The sequence below is a fragment of the Candidatus Nitrospira bockiana genome (assembly GCF_965152565.1).
In genome coordinates, this window is sequence record NZ_OZ224215.1 from 3,015,250 (window position 1) to 3,036,004 (window position 20,755).

Here is a 20,755-nt window from a genome sequence, read left to right on the forward strand (position 1 = left end):
AATGTGACGAAAGTCGTAGGCCGATGCGCGGCAAGCCGGACGACTCACTGTTTCTATTGCCAGTTGGCGGCCAGGATGAGCTGTACGTCGTCCGGACGCTGGGCAACCGCTTGCTCCCAGGTGAGCCCGGTCTCGGCGCCGAAGGTCGCCATCGCCTGGATCAGTTGCTCGACCTGCGTGTTGAGCAGCCGCTGGCCGGTGCCGGCCTGAACGGTTTCGAGCTGGTACGTGGGGCTCGCATACCAATTTTGGACCGTGATCTGGTCGGTCGACTGAGACAGGCTGATGCGGAGGTCGTTGGCCTGCCGGGTGAGGATCACGTCCAACGGGCTGATGCCGGCGCCCAATTCCACACGATCGGCATTGCCAGCCGTCGCATCACTATCGAGGATCTTGTCCTGCCCGTCCCCCCGGTTGAACCGATAGACATCGCTGCCGGCGCCGCCTTTGAGCGTATCGTTTCCCTCCCGCCCGGTCAGGACGTTGGCTCCCGGATTGCCGATCAGGACGTTGTCGAGCCGATTGCCGGTTCCGTCCACCGCGCCCGTGCCCGCCAATGTCAGATGCTCCACCGCCTCGTCGAGCACCCACGTGACGCTGCTCTGTACGGTGTCGGTGCCCTCGCCCGACAGCTCGACGATCCGATCCCCGGCGCCGACGACGTAGACGTCGTCACCGGCGCCCCCGGTCAACACGTTGGCCCCGGCGTTCCCGGCCAACACATTCGACAGCGCGTTGCCCGTCCCGTTGATCGCCGCGGTGCCCGTCAGCGTCAGATGCTCGAGATTCGCGCCCAGCGTCCAGCTCACGGCACTCCTGACCGTGTCGGTCCCTTCATTCGGCGCTTCGATCACCGAATCGCCTTGCCCGACGATGTAGACATCGTTCCCACGCCCGCCGGTCAGTACGTTGCTTGCCGTGTTCCCGGTGAGCGTATTGTTCAGCTCGTTGCCGATCCCATCGATCGGCGTCGCGCCCGTCAAGGTCAGATGTTCGGCGTTCGCCGCGAGGGCGAGCGTGATACTGCTCTGGACCGTATCCGTCCCCTGCCCCTGCAGCTCCGTCACCACGTCGCCGGGATCATCGACGACATAGGTGTCGTTCCCGGCCCCGCCCGCCATGGTGTCCGCACCAAGCCCGCCGTTCAGCGTGTCGTTCTCCGTCCCCCCATCCAACTCATCGCGGCCGGCCCCGCCAAAGAGGTGGTCCGTCCCCGCACCACCCACGAGGCGGTCATCACCGGCGCTCGCCCAGAGCGTATCGTTGCCGGGGCCGCCTTCTATCGTGACATCGCCATACTCATAGAGTGAGCTCGTCAAGTCGACGACATCGTTCCCCTCGCCAGCCTGGATGAGCTCGATCCCGGCCAATCGGGGGCCCGGGGTGCCGGCAAACGGGCTGAAGGCATCGTCCAGCGCGATGACGTCGTCGCCGGCGGTCCCGAGCAGGATATCCATACCGTCGCCGCCGTCGAACACATCAAAGGACCGGCCTTTGCCGGTAAGGCCGACGGTTTGACCGGTCCCAGGGCTGCCGGGACTCCCGGCATTCCTCGCGACGAACCCGGAGGTCCAGGTCCCGTCCCGGCTGATGACGAGGGTATCCTGCCCGATCCCGCCTTGGAGAAGATCGGCATCGAGGCCGCCGGTGAGGTGATCGTCCCCTGCCCCGCCAAGCAGCGTGTCCGTGCCCGGCCCGGCGCTCAGCACATCATCACCGTCACCGCCTTCGAGCGCATTGTCGGCCGCATTGCCGATGATCGTGTTGCTCAGCGAGTTCCCGGTTCCGTTGATGGGTGAGGTCCCCGAGAGCCAGAGCTCCTCGATGTGGGCGATCAGTGTGTACGTGACCTGGCTCTCGACCACATCGTGCCCCGCGCCGACATCCTCGACGACGACATCGCCCGCGTGATCGACAGCATAGAGATCATCCCCCGCGCCCCCGATCAGCAGATCAGCGCCGGGACCGCCATCCAGCCGGTTGTTCCCCGTGTTGCCGACGAGCGTATTGTCGAGGTCGTTCCCAGTCGCGCTGAGATCAGCCGCCCCGGTCAAGGTCAAGGCTTCGACGTGGGACGGCAGCGTCAGCGTGATCGACGCCTCGAGCATGTCGAGGCCTTCATCGGCTGCTTCCACCACGACATCGCCGGGATCATCGACGATGTAGCGGTCATCGCCGGGTCCCCCACGCATCGTATCCGCGCCCTCGCTCCCGTCCAGGACATCATGCCCAGCAGCCCCGCGCAACTCATCGTCGCCGGCAAACCCGGTCATGCGGTCGGTCGCATGCGTGCCCATGATCACGTCGCCGCCGGTCGTCCCGGTCAGCTCGAACCCGCGATCGATGAGCCGGCCGTAGGTGAGCACCGTGCCATCGGCGAAACGGAACGTCTCCACCGCATGCGGTCCGTAAGGAACGGCCGGATCGAAGCGGGGCATCTCGACCGCATCGCCGCTCAGACCCACTTCTACCCGAAGGCTCCCGTTCCGGAGGGTCAGAACCATGTTCTCGACAGTGATACCGGGACCGAATTCGACCGCGTTGCCTTCGTCCTCCCTCGCGTTGTCATAGATGACATCGACGCCATCCCCCAGGTTGAACAGGTACAGATCGTCGCCCGCGCCTCCGTTCAACGCATCGTTGCCGGACGACCCCTTGAGCGTGTCGTTCCCATCACCCGTCTCGATCGTGTCGTTCCCGCCTTTCCCATCGATGACCTGTGCGCCGCTTCCCGTGATGAGGACGTCGTCGCCGTCGGTCACCGTCGGCCCGAACAGACTCAGGAGGCTCGCCGTGCCGCCGTCGGAGAACTCGAGCGTGTCAATGACGGCGGAGCCCTGAGTCCCGGTGAGGTCGAACCTCTGGAGCGTGATGCGATCGCCGCCGGTTCCCACGAAAATGGTCGCCGTGCCCGCCGCCTCGTCCCATGAGACCGAAAGGTCATCCAGGGCCAGCCCGCTGCCGAAGACGAGGCGATTGCCCGCCCCGAGCGTGGACCGGTCTTCGACGACATCGGCCCCGTCACCGAGATTGAACACATAGGCGTCGTCGCCACCCCCTCCCGCCAGGAAGTCGTCGCCGCTCCCGCCGGTCAAATAGTCATCCCCGAACCCTCCCTCCAATCGATCAGCTCCGCCAAACCCAAGGAGACGATCAGTCACGTTCGTCCCGACTACGACGTCGTCCCCGTTCGTCCCGGGGAGATCGAATCCGAGGTCGATCAACTCCGCATAGGTCAAGACCCGGTCGGTGAAGACGAAGGTATCGATCCCCGGATTGGCATAGGCATCGTTCGGGTCGAACCCTTCGAGATGAACGTCATCGCCCAGAGGACCATATCGGATGAGGAGCGAGCCGTGTCCGATGGAGGGTTGGTACTCATCATACCCGCCGCCAAAAGTGATCGAATTCGAACCGGGAAGACTCGTGACGGGGATGCTGATCGTATCGCTCCCACTGCCAATGCTGAAGACGAAGGTGTTGCCGCCGCTGCCGGCGACCAGCAAGTCCCGACCCACGCCGCCGTAAAAGGTCGCGTGTCCGGCGCCGCCGCGCAGGATGTCATTCCCGGCGCCGCCGACCAGCGTCGTGACCCCCGCCCCACCCGTCAGCGTGTCATCACCTCCGGCACCCAGCATGAGCGTTCCGGACGGCTGCTCGATCTCCTGTGCCTGCTGCTCGGTGTAGGCATTGATGAGCGCGTGGATCCCTACGCTCAAGCCATCGGCGAACTGAAGCTGCGAGAGCCCGAAATTCGCATCGATGTAGTACCCAAGATCGAGGCCATCACCTTGCTGCCCCACCTTGATAAACAATTCATCAAAGCTCCGATCGAACACTTCAATGTCGCCGATCGTGATCCCGGGTCCAAACAACACCGTATCTGAAATCCAGGCTGGGTCATATTTCATCTTCAGGTCATCGAGTGTGTCGACGCCGTCACCCAAGTTGAACAGATAGACATCGGCTCCTGGCCCGCCCATCATGCGGTCATTTCCCGGCCCTCCCACCAAGGTGTCGTTTCCCACACCTCCGCCCAAGGAATCGTCGCCGCCTTCGCCGGAAATGTGGTCGTCCCAGTAGGTGCCATCCAGGGAATCAATTCCAGAAGTCCCATGTATGGTGACCCCGCGGGCCAGGAGAGCCGGTAACGAGGATACCGTGCCATCAGCGAATTCGATGGAACTGACCGGACTCGGCGCGGCGGCATCATCGGCCAGGAAACCAGAAAAATGGATCCCATCGCCGCCCGTCCCGATAGACAGGGTCAGACCGCCCTGCGCATACGTCCCGCTATATTCAATCCTGATCGAGGCTGGATCGATGCCGGCGCCAAAGATGATCCGGTTCTCCCCTCCGGGCCCACTCTGATCATCGATCAGGTCGAGCCCGTCCCCCAGTTCGAAGAGATACCGGTCGTCCCCCGGGCCTCCGATCAGGATGTCGTTCCCCGGGCCTCCACGAAGGACGTCGTCGCCGTCGGCGGCATTGATGATGTCGTCACCCAGACCACCCAGGAGGACATCGGCGGAGGCGCTTCCCTGCATCGGGCCGAGGAATGCAGCGAGATCGATGCCATAGGCTGGAGTAGTCTGATAAGGGCCGACCCCGAGCTCGAGCGTCTTGACGACCCTCGTCGACGGATTCTCCGGATCAAACCCCGCCAGCAAGATCCCGTTGCCGGCAGTGCCGATCGAGATCACAAGACCGTCGCCGGTCCGGGTGAAGCGGAGGTCTTCGGGCGTAATCGCCGGGCCGAACTGGAGCCGGTTCTCTTCACCGGGAAGGGAGGCATCTTCAATGGTGTCGAAGCCGATGTCCTGCGTGTCGACATAGTAGGCATCGTCGCCAGGCCCGCCTCTTAAGATGTCGTCATCAGGACCACTCCATGGATATTGCGTGCCGCCCAGGAGCGTATCTCGGCCCGGACCTCCGATCAGGACGTTCGCGTATGAGTTCCCGGTCAGCCGATTATCCCCGTCATTGCCGGTCGCGACCAGCGCCGACGACCAGGAGGTCAATTCCAGGTCTTCCACATTGGGCGGGAGCGTGTAATCCACGGCCGTCATGACGACATCATGCCCCTCGCCTGGAAGCTCGATGACCGTATCATTGACGTCGTCAACCTGATAGGTGTCATTCCCCGCGGCCCCTGCCATCAGATCCGCTCGTTCACCGCCGTCGAGATAATCATCGCCCGCCCGACCCGTCAGTCTGTCGCTGAAACGCGTACCGAAGAGCGTGTCTCCCTCGTCCGACGAAGCCGTCCTCGAGACTCCGCCGATCCGGCTCTCGATCGCCGCCTCATCCCACACCGTGCCATCGGCAAACACGATCCGCTCGATCGGCAACGTGGAAAAATCCAACCCCGACTTGATCAGCAGTTCGTCCTGGGTGCCAAGGATGGTCAGGGCGAGGTCCAGGGAAAAGAAGTACTCGCCGGGCCGTGCCTCTAACGCCACGTCCGTGGGCGCGAGTCCCGGGCCCAGCTCGATCGTGTCCGTATCGGGAAACGGCTGTTCGAAGAGACTATCCCGCCCATAGCCTCGTGCGAAGACATAGGTGTCGGCCCCTTCACCACCTTCCATCACATCATTGCCGGTCCCGGGGTCCAGCCGGTCATTCCCCTCGTAGCCTTGCAAGACGTCATCTCCGCCTCGTCCTTCGAGCACGTTGTCGGAGACAATGCCTTGCGGCCCGCTGATCACGTTGTCGAGCTGATTCCCGGCCAGCCGGGCCGGCCCCGGAGCACCGAGGACTTCCGTCACTCGGCCGAGGAGGTTCTCCACGCCATCCGGGAGGGTGTAGTCCACCGTCGTTTCCACCGTGTCGAGCCCTTCGCCCGCCGCCTCGATCACCTGATCGTCGATATTAGTGACGATGTACGTGTCATCCCCCTCTCCGCCGGCAAAACGGTCGAGCGCGTCCGTCCCAGTCAGCGTGTCGCTTCCACGAGTGCCGGTCACGTCGAAGCCCTTGTCGATGAGCTGTCGGTAGGTGAGCGCCGGGCCATGGGCAAATTGAAACGTCTCGACGGCATGGAGGCCATACGCATCGTTGCGATTGAAGTTGGACAAGGACAGCCGATCGGATCCCACCTGGAGCTCGAGCGAGGTCTCGGCAAACCCCAAGGTCAACAGGTCGGGCGTGATCCCTTCCCCAAAGACGATCGTATTCCCCTCGTCGGCCGTGGCCGTATCCTCGATCGCGTCCCAGCCGTCCCCGATTCGAAAGAGATAGGTATCGTCTCCGGATCCGCCTTTGAGCCGATCGTGCCCTGTGCCGCCGATCAAGAGATCCGCACCGCCACCGCCGTCGAGCTCATCGTCACCGTCACCGCCGTCGAGGCTATCGCTGAAGCCGGGCGCACCGGCGTCATCACCGATCAGGCGATCATGCCCGAGCCCACCAAAGAGTACGTCGGCTTCTCCGCCGCCATGCAACAGATCGTTGCCCTCCTCGCCTTCCAGCCAATCGGCGCCCTCGACGACGCTGCCCGGCGTCGGCGCGTCTCCATAGAGCTGGTCGTCCCCGGCCCCGCCGAAGAGCACGTCATCGGCGCCGTCTCCTTGTACAGAGTCGTTCCCGTCACCGCCCTCCAGAAGGTCATTGCCGCCTTCCATGCTGAACCGCACGGCGACGAGAGCGGGGTCGGCCGGGATGTTGTCGCCGAACAACCGATCATCCCCGAGGCCTCCGACGAGGCGGTCATCGCCGAGCCCTCCATAGAGCTTGTCGATCCCGTCGCCGCCCTCGACATAATCGTTTCCTGCCGGTCGCGTCGGATCGGCCGCGTCGTCGTCTCCGATCAGGATGTCGTGGCCGTCTCCGCCGAGCAGCGCGTCGTTCCCGCCCTGCCCTTGGAGCAGATCATCTCCCGCTCCCCCATCGAGATAATCATCGCCCGCAACGCTCAGGTCGTTGACCGTGTCCCCATTGAGCACATCGTCCCCGAGGCCGCCGTAGAGGACATCCTGGCCGGCATTGCCATGGAGCGAATCGTGCCCTTCGTCTCCCAAGAGCTGGTCCTGTCCGCTGCCGGCCCGCAGCGTGTCGTTGCCGGTCCCCCCGAACAGTTGATCATTGCCCTGAGCCGTCAGCAGCACGTCGTTGCCGCCATTCCCCTGCACGACGTAGTTGGTGTTCCCCAACAAGGCGTCCGTGTCGTCCCCCTCGCCGTCGACTTTCGTAAACGTGGGAAAGCCGTTGCTCTCATCGAGCACCGGTGGCGCGCTGGTCGTGTACCCGGACGCCTCGGCGAGATGGATCCCCAAGTGGCCGTCGACGAAGTTTGTGATGGTCACGGCGTCATTGATGATGAGGTCGGCCCCGGAACGGACGAAGGTGAACCGGCCGTCGTGGCTGCGGTAGGTGTCGGCGGGGTCGCCCTCCCAGTGCAGCCCGCCCTGAAGCGTCTGGAGATCAAACTCCACGAACCCATCGCCGGTCGGATCCTCGATAACGTCGGCCCCGAACCCGCTCCGGTATTGATACCGATCGAGCCCCAGGCCGCCTCGCAAGACGTCATCATCGAGCCCCCCGTTCAGCGTGTCGTGCCCCTCGCCGCCGTCGAGCGTATCGATCCCGGATCCGCCGAGGAGCGTATCGTTGTCCAACCCGCCGAAGAGCTCGTCGCCACCGTCGTTGCCTTCCAGATAATCGTGGCCGCCGAAGCCCTTGATGGTATCTGCCCCAGCTCCACCGTAGATATGATCGTTCCCGGCACGGCCCAAGAATTCGTCCGCCTCGGCATTTCCAAACATCACGACTTGGCTTGCCGTTGCATGCTGACCATTGTTGAAACCCGTCGTCTGATCCTCGTAGAGCGTGGCGCTCACTGTGCCGGGAGTGCCATTCGCCACGGTGAACTTCACCTTCTCGGCGAGCAGCTCCACTCGATCGCTCAAGGCAACCAGACTCCATGTCCCGTCGCCTGTCGTTGGATCGTACAGGTCGAGCTCGCCATTTTGGTTGTGCGCGCTGTAGTCGGCCCCGATCACGGCAAAGGGATTGAGCTCTTTGAGCGCGTACCTGTAGGCGAGGCCGATCTCATTACCCTGTCGCGCCGCAGCAAAAGCACCCCCCGATGCTTCCCCGACGAGCGATTCGATCCGAAACGTTCGGCCGTTCGCGGCCGTCCGGACCTCGTCCATGCCGGCATAGAACTGATTGCGGTTGGTCAAATCGCCAAACCCGCCGCCGTTGTCGTTGAAGGGAGTCGGGACGACCTGATCGCCCAGAAAGAGGATGCGGAGCGCATCCAGCGCCAACTCGAGGGTGTCCCCTTCGGCGACGTGCGTTTGTCCGACGAGTGCGGCTTTGGCATCCGACACGGCGGTGAAGATGGCTTCGATCTGCTCTTGCTCTAGGTTAGGATCGAGCTGCTGAAACAACTCTTGGAGCGCCAGGGAGTCGACCAGCAAGGTGAGACTGTGGGAATTGCCGTATTGTGACTTCCACGGATCTTGAGGGTTGATATCCTCGATCAGGGGCTGCCCTTCGGTGAGCACTTCTTTGGTTGGCCCATGAATGCCGGAGTTCGCCACCAGTTCCACATCCTGCCCTGATTTCGCATGGCCGTAGAGCTGAAGGATCTTCTCGAAGGCCCCGTCGGATCTCGTGATGCCGCCCAACAACCCGGGCACCTCACTGGCAATTTCCCCGGTGCCCCTGGTGGGATAGGCGGCTTGCACGACGTCGCGTGCGACGAGGTAGCGCTCGTCTTCGTAGATGTTGAGTGTCGATCCGCCGGCGAAGAGCGTCCCCAACGGATCAACGAAGCGCAGACGCTCGTCCAAATCCGACACCATGGCGCGGAGACGCTCCGCCTCCTGCGCTTCAGTCGTGAACGAGGCGCCTCGAAAATCTCCGCGCCCGGCGCCGTTGAAGGTAACGGTCTGCTCGACGCGGCCTGGGTAGAGCTCGGTAAAGACCGTGGCCAGATGCCCGCCAAGCGAGTAGCCGGTCACCGTAAATGTGTTCTCGGCGTTCCCGAAGAACTCAGCGAGAGTGGGATCGAGCGTGCCGTCCGACTTTCTGCCTTGTTGAAGGTCCTCGAAGTACCGCTTCAGGCTCACGAGCTGCGCAAAGGCAAAGCCGCGGTCCTTGATCTCGGCATCGGCACCGAAAATGTCCCGCGATCGATCACCACCATTGGCATCACTTGCATACTCGCTACTGCGGAGCGAGAGGGTGTATTTGACCTGTCCATTCTCGGTGTACTTGAAGACAGTGGCCGAGAAACCAGTGGCATCGTTGGCATGGTGATCGACGATGTCGTAGGTTGACAAGAAGCGGTCGGCTAGGACATTCGTAAAGCGTGTCTTGCCGGGTAAATTGCCACTAGCATCTGGTTGGACAAATCGCGTGTCATTGTTGCCGTCGATGAGAATCTCTCGAATGACCCGCCCTGCCAGAAGCTGATCAAGATACGACTCTGCAGCCATTTGTTGCAGGGCAAACTTCAACCAAGCCGAGATGTTACTTTGACTCATTTTTTTCTCCGGCGTTTGAAGGCATCGGTTTCAACACTTGGTTAATGAATTGTGCATCGGTCTTAAGCGACTCCTCTGAACACTTTTGCGCAGTCAGCCACCACACTCCGGTCATGTTTCGCATGTATCCGCTTCGGACAAAACCTCGCCTAACTGCGAGCACCTCATTACTTCCAAGGTCAAGGATGATCAATTCGCCCCCGGCGATTCCAAGTTCACGGTCGTGGGGACGAGTAATCCCACGCCAGGTGTAGCCATATCGACTCCGGGCAGAAGACAGCTTTTCTTCTGCCACAATATATGGAACGCGCGTGAATTGTCCCTTAACCGCTGTTTGATAATCCCTTCCTGGATGTGCCTTCTCATCTCGGAAATACCGCCGGTATTTCATCTCTTCACCCATTTTCGAATTCTTCGGCAAAGGGATTTCGAGAAACTGATACTTGCCTATTGCGGGTTGGACAAAATACTCTTCCGGGTGGTCTCGCACACCTACGGAATGGCCGTAGGGGTCCTCTATTGCGTACAAATGTTCCAGCTCTGTATCTGTTGGATTTTCCCGGGATCGCATTTGAAGCAATCCCTCTACATTCTCCACCGTCTTGTAGATGAACTCCCCGGCTTCGGTCTTACACAGATGCTCGAAGTACTCCTGAGGGGTCATGCCCGGCCTGTAGCCGCTGTCTTCGGGAACCGGATGGGGGATCTTAATGGAATGAGCAAACGCCCCTTCGGGCGTCGCGAGCGGATCAGCAGGTTGTAGCTTCGTGATGTCGCAACGGCGGTTCGCGGGCTTGATCGTGTGCGTCGCACAATACTCGGCCTCTCGGGCTATGGCTTTCCGGAACCGCTCCCCCGGCGTTTCCGCCCACGCGGTCCCGTGGAGGAGAGCCCAAGTTTCGAGCAGTACCGCGATCAGGAGCAGGCCTTTTGACTTCCCGGGGGCGTCTCGATCACCGGCGCTTCTCAGCCGACAGCCGTACATGGGGGCTCCTTTGATGAAGGGACATCCGAAACACCTGCATTCTGCATTCTTAGGTTTGCTACGTATACAAAGGTGGCGCACCGTAGCCGTGCGAGCCATGCGGTGTCAAGACATCTTTTGGCCCTATCAGCCAGCCCACCGCTGGCCCTAGACCATGGTCCCAGCACTGCGTTCCGCCGGTGCCGCTCCAACCGTAGAGCGCGTGGCGCTCAAACCCCGTCGCCGCACGAGTGCGCGTACGGGGACGAGGAAGGAACCGGTCCTTCGGGTCATGGCCGGGGGGCGGACCTACTTGCCGATCTGCGGCGAAGTCTTGAGCCCGTTCAGCACCTGACCGATTTGATGGGACAGGTTTTGAAGCACGTCGTAACTGCAGGCGACGCGAACGGCGAGCCGCCCTTGCACTGCCGGCGGCATCGCCTTTCCGGCTTTCGCCGACTGCGCGAGTCCCGAGAGGGTCGACGGCTCGAGAAAGCCGAAGTCCAGATAGACGAACCCGGGGACCGGGGTGAGTGAGGTGTAGTTGCTGACGACAGGGTGATCGGAATGGTCTGCGGGCTTGAGCCGCACGGGCACTGCAACCGTCTTCTTTTTCTCGGTCTCTTCAGAGCCGCTCTCGGGGGTGGATACGCGATCGGTCATGGGTCCCTCCTATTGTGATGAGTGGCCGCTGCACTCTAAGGAAGGACTCCTACGTTTCCTATTGGACCAAGGTCCAACTCAGGCGGTCCAGTCCACACCCATCTTCCGGACTGCGGCGAGGCCCCTCACCGCCCATCCTCCAGCACCTCTTCAACGAGCTCTTTGAGCCGCTTTTTCGCCTCCCCGAGCACCCATCGCCCGCGCGTGGTGATCGTGTAGTATTTGCGGACCCGCCCGTTCTCCAGCTTGGACATGCAGCGCAGGTAACCGGCATTGGTCAGAGCATGGAGGATGGGGTAGAGAGTGCCGGGGCTCAGGCGATAGCCGTGCGTGGCGAGCTCTTCGGTGATCCCCACGCCGCAGATGGGCGCCTCATCGGCATGAAACAGGATGTGGGTCCGGACGAATCCGAGAAACAACTGGCGGTCGAGCTGATCCGACCGCCCGAGACGAGCGGAGGAGACACTTTCTGACGCGTTGGATCGCCTCGAGGCGCGGGGCATGGCAGCGCTCCTGCGGCTCAACTCTCCGACGTGGTGATGCTGACCTTGGTGCCCGGCCTCAGCTCATCCGTGCCACGCTCGACGACGGCATCACCGGGACGCAGGTCGCCGAACACCTCGATGAGCGAGCCCATCGATTGCCCTTTCTGCACCTTGACCCATTCGATCGTGTCATCCCGGACGCGAAGCACGAACGTCAGCTCCGTCGTCACCGCGACGGACTTCGCGGGGACGAACAAGGTCGGGCTGGCCCGCCGCACCGGCCACTCGACCTGCGGGAACATCCCGGGAGCCAGCAGTCCGTCGGCGTTGTCCACGTCCATCTCGACCGGCATGGTGCGGGTCTTCACGTCCACGGAATGCGCGACTCGGCTGATCGTCCCCTCGAACGTCCTGTCTGGAAATGCCGGGACTGAAAATCGCACGCGTTGCCCCACACCGATCGTGCCCGTGTACTGTTCAGGTACCGGAACCATGAGCCGGAGATGCGCGACCTGCTCGATGCGGAGGAGCGGCAGATTGGCCCCCGTGCCGCTGCTGCTTCCCGGCCCGACCAATGCCCCGGGGTGAGCCGTGCGCGTCGTGACGACGCCGTCGAACGGCGCGGTGATCACGAGGTACGCTTCCATGTCCTTCAACGATTGCACACGCGCGCGCTCGGCCTCCACCGTGCGCTTGGCGATCTCGAGATCGTTCGGCGCCACGACACCGGGCGACGCCGCCGCCGTCTTCAGCCGTCCGTAGGTGATGCGCGCCGCCTGTAATTTCGCTTCCGCTTCCGCCCGCTGAGCGGACAGCTCGGGGGCCGCCAGCCGGACCAGCACCTGACCTCGTTTGACAGTCGACCCTCGATCGACGCCGATCCATTCGAGGATGCCGGTGACTTTCGGGTAGAGATCGACGGTGAGATACGGATGCAGCTCGCCCGGCAGCCGCACCGTGTCCTCCAAGCGCTGCTCGATCACGGGGACGACCGTGACCCGAGGAGTCCCCGCTCGCGTGCCTTCCGGCGGCGCGGCCCGGTCGGCCGGCGCCTTCTTCTCCACGGTCCCGCCGTCTTTGCCGTCGAGCACGAGCACCACGGCCGAGACGAGCACGGTCGCCAGGAGCCCCCCGATGATGAGCGCTCGCCTCATCCCGTCATGCCTCCTGCCGAGTGGGCTCGACGCCCCGGTCGTAATAGGGGCTCATCGGGTCATCGGGATCGAGCGACCGGACCGCCGGACGCGATCGCCGCTTCATCACCGCGAACGCGGTCGGGAGGATCAGCAGCGTCGCGATCGTCGCGGCCCCGAGCCCCCCGATGACGGCCCGCCCGAGGGGCGCCGTTTGCTCACCGCCTTCGCCGAGGGCGAGCGCCAAGGGGATCATCCCGGCGATCATGGCCATGCTGGTCATCAGAATGGGGCGCAGTCGGCCCTGTGCGCCTTCGACCGCGGCGTCCGCCGCCGTGCGGCCGGCCTGCCAGCGTGTGTCGGCAAACGAGACCAGGAGGATGCCGTTGGCCACCGCGACCCCTACGGCCATGATTGCGCCCAAGAACGACTGCACGTTCAACGTCGTGCCGGTGACGAGGAGCGCGAGCATGACGCCGGCCAGGACCGCCGGCATCGTGGACAGGACGATCACCGCGCTCATGAGCGACTGGAAGTTGGCCGCGAGCAGCAGGAAGATGACGAGGATCGAGAGGCCGAGACCCACCCGGAGACCGTCCAACGTTTCTCGCATGGGGGCCGCCTGCCCCCGAAGCGCGACGTTCACACCGCGGGGAGGATCGCCGGCCCGGGCGATCGCGGCCGACACCCGATCGGCCGCATGGCCCAAGTCCTCGCCCGACACGTTCGCGGTCACCGTCACCATCCGCTGCATGTTGTAGCGGGCGTACTCGCCGATCATGGAGCCGGGTGCGATCCGGGCCACTTCCCTCACGAGCGGCCCCGGCGCCCCGTTGGGCATCACGGGCACGTTCTCGACGTCCTCGGACGACGCCATCGCATATTGGGGAATTTCCACCTGGACCTGGTACGCATTGCCCGAGGACGGGTCGCGCCAGAACATGGGCTGGATGAACCGGCTGGACGAGGTCGCCGAGACGAGGGAGCGGGCCACATCGGCCATGAAGAGACCGAGCTGGCCGGCCCGAACGCGATCCACCGTCACTTCGATCGTCGGGTACTCCAACGGTTGCCCGAACTGCAGGTCGCGCAGGCTCCCGATCTGCTTCATTTCCTCCAGCACCCGGTCGGCATACGCGCGGTTTGCCTCCAGCTTCGGCCCGCTCATCGCGACCTCGATGGCCGTCGGCGAGCCCATGCTCATCACTTGACTGATGATGTCCCCGGCCTCGAACACATATTTGGTCCCGGGGAACAGCCGAGGCAGCGTGTCACGAAGGCGCTCCTTGACCGCCTCGACGGACAGCCCCGTCCCCGGCTTCAGGGCGACGAGCAGGACCGCTTCATGGGGTCCGCTCGTCCATAGATGGATGGTGTTGACCGGATAACTCGCAGGCTGGACGCCGACGAACCCTTGCGTGATCGCGATATTGTCGACGCCGACCTCATCGGCGATCGCGTCGAGCACCCGCTGGGCCAGAACCTCGGTGCGTTCGATCCGGGTTCCATCCGGCGCGCGCACGCGGAGCTGGAACTGGCCCGTGTCGACGGAGGGGAACATCTCCATCCCAAGACGCCCGGCCAGGATCCAGATGATCGCCACCGTGAGGACGAGATAGAGCGGAATCACCAGCCACCCCACGCGCACGAGTCTATCGACCACCCGGCCATAGCGCGCCTGCACGCGCTCGAACCTCGATCCTTGGGCCTCGGCATGGAATCCCGATCTGAGCAGCCAGGTCGCCAGCACCGGGACGAGCGTACTGGCCAAGAAATAGGACGCAGCCATGGCGAAGCCGACGGCCAGCGCCAGCGGGACGAAGAGGGCCCGCCCGACCCCGACCATGAAGAACGACGGGATGAAGACCGCCAAGACGCTCAACATGGCGACCAGTCGGGGCACCGCAACATCGCGCCCGGAATCGACCACCGCGCGGGCGCGGTTCGGCGTTCGGCCGAGGTGGGCGTGGATGTTCTCGATGGCCACCGTGGATTCATCGACCAGGATGCCGACCGCGAGGGCGAGGCCCCCCAACGTCATGATATTGATGGTCTGGCCCGCCACCCACAAGGCGACGACGGCGGAGAGCAGCGCAAAGGGGATCGTGAGGAGCACGATCGCGGCGCTCCGCCAGTCCCGGAGAAAGAGGAGCACCATCAGGCCGGTGAGGACCGCTCCCAGCATGGCCTCTGTCGTCAAGGACCTGACGGCGTTCTTGATGTAGACCGATTGGTCGAACTCGAAGCTGATCGAGATGTCCTCCGGCACCAGCGCCTGGAACTTGGGGATCGCCTCCTTCACCCGGTCGACGACGGCGAGCGTCGATGCATCCGCGCGCTTGGTCACCGGGATGTAGACCGCCCGCCGCCCGTTGACGAGGGCATAGGCCGTGGGGATATCGGTGGCGTTCTCCGCGTATCCGATATCCCGCAAGAAGACGGTGGGCCCGGCTCCCGTGCGGATCGGCACGTCCCCGAACTCCGCCATGGTCGGGATCACGGAGTTCACTCTCGCAATCGTCGTGAGATCACCGATGCGCACGTTGCCGGCCGGCACGACGAGATTGCTCTTGTTGATGGCCTGCAGGACCTCTTCCGGCGCCATGTGGTAGGCGCGCATGCGGTCGGGGTCGACATGGATGACGATCGTGCGCGCATTCCCGCCGAAGGGCGGAGGGGCCGAGACGCCCGGCAGCGTGGCAAACATCGGCCGCACCCGGAACAGGGCCAGATCCTGGATCTCCCCCACGCTGCGCGTGTCGCTGCGGAACACGAGGGAGCCGACCGGCACGCTCCCGGCATCGAACCGCACGATGAACGGCGGCACCGTGCCCGGCGGCATGAACGCCCAGGAGCGGTTCACATAGGCGACGGTTTGCGCCAGCGCCTGATCCATGTCGGTCTCGGGGTGGAAGAACAGCTTGATCAAAGCGGCCCCCTGAATCGACTTGGATTCGACGTGCTCGATGCCGGTGATGTACAGGAAGTGATATTCGTAGAAGGAGACGAGGTAGCTCTCCATCTGCGCGGGGTCCATGCCCGAATACGGCTGGGCCACATAGATCGCCGGCAGCCCCAGGTTCGGGAAGATGTCGATCGGCATGCGTTTCAGCGCGAGCAACGAGCACAGGGCGATCGCGACCACAGCGGTCAGGATCGTCACCGGCCTCCGCATTGCCGCAAGGATCAGCCACATGGCTACGATTGTTTCCGTGCCGACCGCTCGACGAGATCGAGAAAGGGGGCGACGTCCCCGCGTGCGCCGGCCAAACCGAGTTGGGATCGCCAGACGCCGAGGCGGGCCAAGGCATCATCGATACTCGCTTGCACCACCAATTGCTGAGCCTCCGCGACCTCGACTGCGGTCGCGAGCCCACTCTGGTACCGGGCCCGCGCCTGTTTTTCGGTCTCCCGTGCGGCGGCCAGCTGGATCGGGGTATTCTCCGCGATCCTCTTGGCCCCTTCGGCCGTCGCCTGCGCCTTCGCGTGCTTCGCCGTGATCGTCTGCAACACCTGTTCGTACCCGGCCAGCTCGGCCAACTCGTTCTGACGCTCCATGGCACGCTTGGCGCGGATCGATGCGAAGTCCATGAGCGCGAAGGACATCATCAGCCCCCCGGCATAGTTGGGGACGTCGGGGAGAAATCCATCGAAGTTGCCCAATCCTCCCCCTTCACGGTTCCCTTGCCGGTCCCATCCGCTCCCACGGCCGAAGAACATGATGATCAGGTCGACCCGGGGCACCCAGGCCCGGTTCAGCGCCTCGGCTCGCTTCCGGAAGACGTCGGCCGTGGCCTTCTGGGCAATCGCGAGCGGATGCGTCCACGGAGCGGCCTCGGACACCGGCGGCTCGACGGGAAGGTTCAGCAGCGGCTCGACCGCGATCACAATAGGCTCCCCCGCCACCCCAAGCACCTCGGCGAGCGTGGCCCTGGCCACCTCCTGGGCCTGCTCGGCCTGAATGAGCTGCGTGCGAGCCATCGCCAGTTCGGCCTGCGCCCGGCTCGCGTCGACGCCGGGCCGCAGCCCGCTCTTGACCAGCACCGACGTCGTGTCCGCAAACACCTGCCGGCGCTCGACGTTGCCCTTCATGGCGTCCACCGTCTGCTGCGCCATCAACAGGGCCAAATAGGCGTCGCCGACACCGAGTGCAACATCGAGCTTGGTCAACGAGACGCCGGCCGCCGTCTGTCGCTCCACGGCGCGCGCGGCTTCGACGTTCGCCGCCCGGAAGCCAAAATCGAACGGCTCCCACGCGCCCACGATGCCCGCCGCGCTTCCATACGCTCCGGCATAGGAGATTTCAGGCCGTTGGGGCCCCCAAATGGGGGCGGTGTACGGCGTCTGGATGAAGAGCCCGTTGATCTTGTTGAAGCTCGACACATGGGCCTGCATGCCCACCTCGACCCGCGGAAGATACGCCGTGCGGCTGAGATCGATGCCGGCCTTCGCGGCGGCCACCCGAGCCAGGGACGTGCGGACGGAGGGGAAGTGGTCGATGGCGAATTGGATGGCTTGTGCGATCGTGAGCGGCGAAGGCGGCCGGTCCAGGGGTTGGGCGAGAGCGACGGCCGGCCACGCGGCAACGACGAGGCCGATGATCAGGCGAACGCGCAGAGGGCACCTATATCGAGGTTCGATATCGATTTTAGAGTCTATGGAAACCGGCCGCCGTTGTCAACCGCTCGGGTGCCGTCTTCCGCCCCCCGTCGAGCCTTGGCCCAGGCTTGAGCAGAACCGGCGCTCCTCCTGATCCGCGGGTAAGGAACGCGGCCGGCCGACCTTCGAGTCGAAGTGACGCGCCGCCTTGTCTTCAGCATCCGGCATGTACGGGAGCGGGCCGCCGGTGTAGGACCACCACCGACTTGCAGTTGGTGATTTTCTTCCCTACCATTGCCCCTTCGGCTGACAGTTCCGCGCACGCTGAAGCAGGCCCCATGCGCTCCATCCTCCGCTCTTCTCCACGCGTTCGCGGCCACCTCGCGATCCTGCTCGTCGCCGTGGCCTATGTGGTCTTGGGCAAGCTGGGACTGTTGCTCGCGACCGCTCATCCGGTCGCCTCGCCGATTTGGCCGGCCACCGGTTTGGCCCTCTGCGTCCTGCTGCTCGGCGGGTCCTCCCTCTGGCCCGGCATTTTTCTCGGCGCCTTTGTGGTCAACGCCACGTCGCTCGCGAGCATGATTCCCGCCCTGACGATCGCCGCGGGAAATACGCTCGAGGCGCTCGCGGCCTCCTTCCTCATCCGCAGATTCACTCGCAGGGCCCAACGATTCGTCGACCCGCAAGAGTTGTTCACGTTCGCGGCGGCGACGGCGCTTGCGACGAGCCTCGGGGCCACCGTCGGCACGACGAGCCTGGTCGCCTTCGACCAGGCCGCCTGGGACTCCTACGGCATGATCTGGCTCACCTGGTGGCTGGGAGATCTGAGCGGCGCGCTCATCGTGACGCCGCTGCTCATGCTGCTGTCTACGTCGACCGGGACGGACTGGACGAGCGAAGCGTGGATCGAACGGTTGTTCGCCGCGTGGCTCTTATTGATCTCGGCCGGTGTGGTGTATGGAGGGACGGTGTCGGTCAGCCGGAACAACTACCCCGTCCAAATCCTGGTGATGCCGCCGCTGATTTGGAGCGCCGTCCGCTTTCATCAGCGGGACACCGCAATCGCCGTCGCCATCCTGTCGGCCGTCGCCATTTACGGAACCGCAAGGGGCTATGGCCCGTTTGCCTCGGCCCCGCGTGTGGAATCGATGCTCCTCCTTCAAAGCTTCCTGATCGTCTGCGCCCTGACGGTCTTGAGCTTGGGCGCGGCCGTCGCGCAGCAGCGAGCCAGCCGGGCCGCCCTGGCCGAGAGCGAACGGAACGTCCGCCGTTTGCTGCGTGAAGCCGAACAGCGCGAGCGAGACCTTCGGGAGAAGCAGCAACAATTGGTGCAGAGCGCCAAGCTGGCGAGCATCGGAGAGCTGGCGACGGGGATCGCCCACGAAGTGAACAACCCCCTCAACAACATCAGCCTGTATATCGGCAATGCCCTCGACTATCTCAACGAAGGCAGGCCTGCGCGGACCGTCGTCGAGCAGTTGAGGGCGGCGCTCCAGCAGGTCCAGCGGGCCGCCACGATCATCAATCACCTTCGCACGTTCGGTCGAGCGGCGACGGCGGAAAGCCAACCATTGTCCGCCAATGAATTGGTACGTTCAGCGCTCCAACTGATTCAAGAGCCGCTTCGCCTCGAGAACGTGGAGGTCGTCCTCGATCTTTGCCCTCAGAATCCCGTGATCGTCGGGAATCGGATCCAATTGGAACAGGTCCTCCTCAACCTGTTCACGAATGCCAAAGATGCGGTGCAGGAAACGCCGAACAAGACCATCCGAATCGCCACCGGACGGAACGGCCACTCCGCGAGGATCGTCGTGGAAGACAGCGGGCCCGGCGTGCCCCCTCACCTGCTGCCGCGCATCTTCGATCCCTTCTTCACGACAAAGCCGGTGGGCCGGGGGACCGGCCTGGGGCTGTCCATCGTCTACAGCATCGTGCGCGAGCACCGGGGGTCGATCGCGGTTGAGAACAGGCCGGACGGCGGAGCACGGTTCGCCATCGAGTTGCCGACACACCGCGACGCCGCCCCCTCTTCGACCTGACGGCCCTTTGGTTCGAGGCGGCTCGTTTGCCGCTCCGCCGTTCCATCACCTGCCTGGCCGGTGTTCCTATGATCCGATCATCGCCGCGCCCCCATCACGGGCTGCACCCCGCCGAGCTGTATCCATCCCGATACCCGCTGTATCTTTTTCCATCGTTCACGCGCGGCTCCCTGTGTCGTTACGTGCGCGAAGCCACCGGGATTTCAGCCTGTTAGGGCGCTCGCCCCTTGGTACCGGCCTTGCTGACTTCAATACGCAGGGGCGAAGGGGAACCAGGAGGTGAACCATGCCGGTATTTCTCGTGCTGGCAGTGCTGGTCGCCTTTGGTATTCACGAGACGATCAAGATGTTCACACGTTGAGGCAAGGAGGACGTCATGGAGTGGGCGGTCCTTGTTTCGTTCAGCACCGTGATCGGGATGTTGGTGTTGGCGCTTGCGCAGCCGACGACGGCGCCTTGTCGGGAAGCGGCTCTCGATCAGTCTTCGAACGCTGCCGCGGCAGAACCTCCGGATTACCGACTGGCGGCATAGTCCACTTCGGCCCTCGTCGCGGGCACCAGCCAGACCTTGCCGTCTGTTTAGCCACTCCGCCCGCATCGCGGGCTGGTCCGTTGTGGTGACGTCGTGATGAAACCCTCCGATGATCTTCTGCGGGAAATGGCGGCGCGACGGGCGCTCCTCCGTCGCGCCCGCCAAGGTGACCCGAACGCGAAAACGGAACTCTACGTGACCTACCGGGTGAGAATTTATTCGGGAGAGGACGCCCCTGCTCGGAGCAGCCGGCCCGGCGGACCCCGCTCGCCTCGCACATCTCCGAGCTGACGCCCCTGTCCCGATGCTCGATGAGCGGACGATAGACGCCGCGATCGCGACGCGTCCAGCCAGTGCCTCCGGCGCTTTCTGTAGCGCTGACTACGACATCACTTTCCCTGTTGTTACGATTCCTCCCTTACATCGACCTCGCTACGCTCACCTTCCGTCATCGAGACGCTCTGAAACCTCTCACCGGTCCGATGCCGGCCGCAATCCGTGGACATTCAGGGATGAGGAGCGGCACTCCGTGTGTGAGTCGTTTCGTTGTCCCGGCCAAGAGCGCAACGACCAGGAGGTCCCGCATGTTTGCACCATTGAGGAAGCTTCGAGCCTACCGCGCGTGGAGGAAGACCCCGACCGACGTCCTGTTGAACGAGGAAACCAATGAGCTACTCCGGTGGAACATGTGGGGGGAGCTGCCGAGCGGACAATGGCTGCTGAAGCGCAACTTGGCGCTCCCGGCGAGCACGGAGCCGCTTTATCTCGCGTTCCGGATCAGCAAACGCAGCCGGTTGGCAGAACGCGGTCCTACTCGCTGACCAGCCCCGTAGCCCGGAATCAGCC

9 protein-coding genes are annotated in these 20,755 nt (G+C 63.8%); 2 read left to right on the plus strand and 7 right to left on the minus strand.

What is annotated here, in order from left to right:
* Positions 1-53: 53 nt before the first annotated feature.
* The 7 genes from ACWHYV_RS14710 to ACWHYV_RS14740 form a co-directional block, all read right to left on the minus strand.
* The gene (locus ACWHYV_RS14710) at positions 54-9,290 is read right to left on the minus strand and encodes a calcium-binding protein (RefSeq protein ID WP_447977250.1); all 9,237 of its coding nucleotides are present in this window, start codon (positions 9,288-9,290) and stop codon (positions 54-56) included.
* Positions 9,291-9,480: 190 nt separating this feature from the next.
* The gene (locus tag ACWHYV_RS14715) at positions 9,481-10,479 is read right to left on the minus strand and encodes a hypothetical protein (RefSeq protein ID WP_447977251.1); all 999 of its coding nucleotides are present in this window, start codon (positions 10,477-10,479) and stop codon (positions 9,481-9,483) included.
* A gap of 288 nt (positions 10,480-10,767) precedes the next feature.
* The gene (locus ACWHYV_RS14720) at positions 10,768-11,121 is read right to left on the minus strand and encodes a hypothetical protein (protein ID WP_447977252.1); all 354 of its coding nucleotides are present in this window, start codon (positions 11,119-11,121) and stop codon (positions 10,768-10,770) included.
* Between the two features lie 125 nt (positions 11,122-11,246).
* Positions 11,247-11,624, minus strand: coding sequence for a PadR family transcriptional regulator (locus ACWHYV_RS14725; RefSeq protein ID WP_447977253.1), 378 nt, complete (start codon positions 11,622-11,624; stop codon positions 11,247-11,249).
* A 17-nt stretch (positions 11,625-11,641) separates the two neighbouring features.
* A complete protein-coding gene (locus tag ACWHYV_RS14730) occupies positions 11,642-12,760 on the minus strand; it encodes an efflux RND transporter periplasmic adaptor subunit (protein ID WP_447977254.1) in 1,119 nt (372 codons plus the stop codon).
* Positions 12,761-12,764: 4 nt separating this feature from the next.
* Positions 12,765-15,902: an efflux RND transporter permease subunit gene (locus ACWHYV_RS14735; protein WP_447977255.1), complete on the minus strand. Its 3,138-nt coding sequence runs from the start codon at positions 15,900-15,902 to the stop codon at positions 12,765-12,767.
* A 35-nt stretch (positions 15,903-15,937) separates the two neighbouring features.
* Positions 15,938-17,200 carry a TolC family protein gene (locus tag ACWHYV_RS14740; RefSeq protein WP_447977256.1) on the minus strand — a complete coding sequence of 421 codons (1,263 nt, stop codon included), beginning with the start codon at positions 17,198-17,200 and terminating at the stop codon, positions 15,938-15,940.
* Between the two features lie 476 nt (positions 17,201-17,676).
* Between ACWHYV_RS14740 and ACWHYV_RS14745 the strand changes: the two genes are divergently transcribed.
* Entirely contained in the window at positions 17,677-19,377 is a 1,701-nt protein-coding gene (locus tag ACWHYV_RS14745) for an MASE1 domain-containing protein (RefSeq protein WP_447977257.1), read from the plus strand.
* A 1,116-nt stretch (positions 19,378-20,493) separates the two neighbouring features.
* Positions 20,494-20,730: a hypothetical protein gene (locus tag ACWHYV_RS14750; protein WP_447977258.1), complete on the plus strand. Its 237-nt coding sequence runs from the start codon at positions 20,494-20,496 to the stop codon at positions 20,728-20,730.
* Positions 20,731-20,755 lie beyond the last annotated feature (25 nt).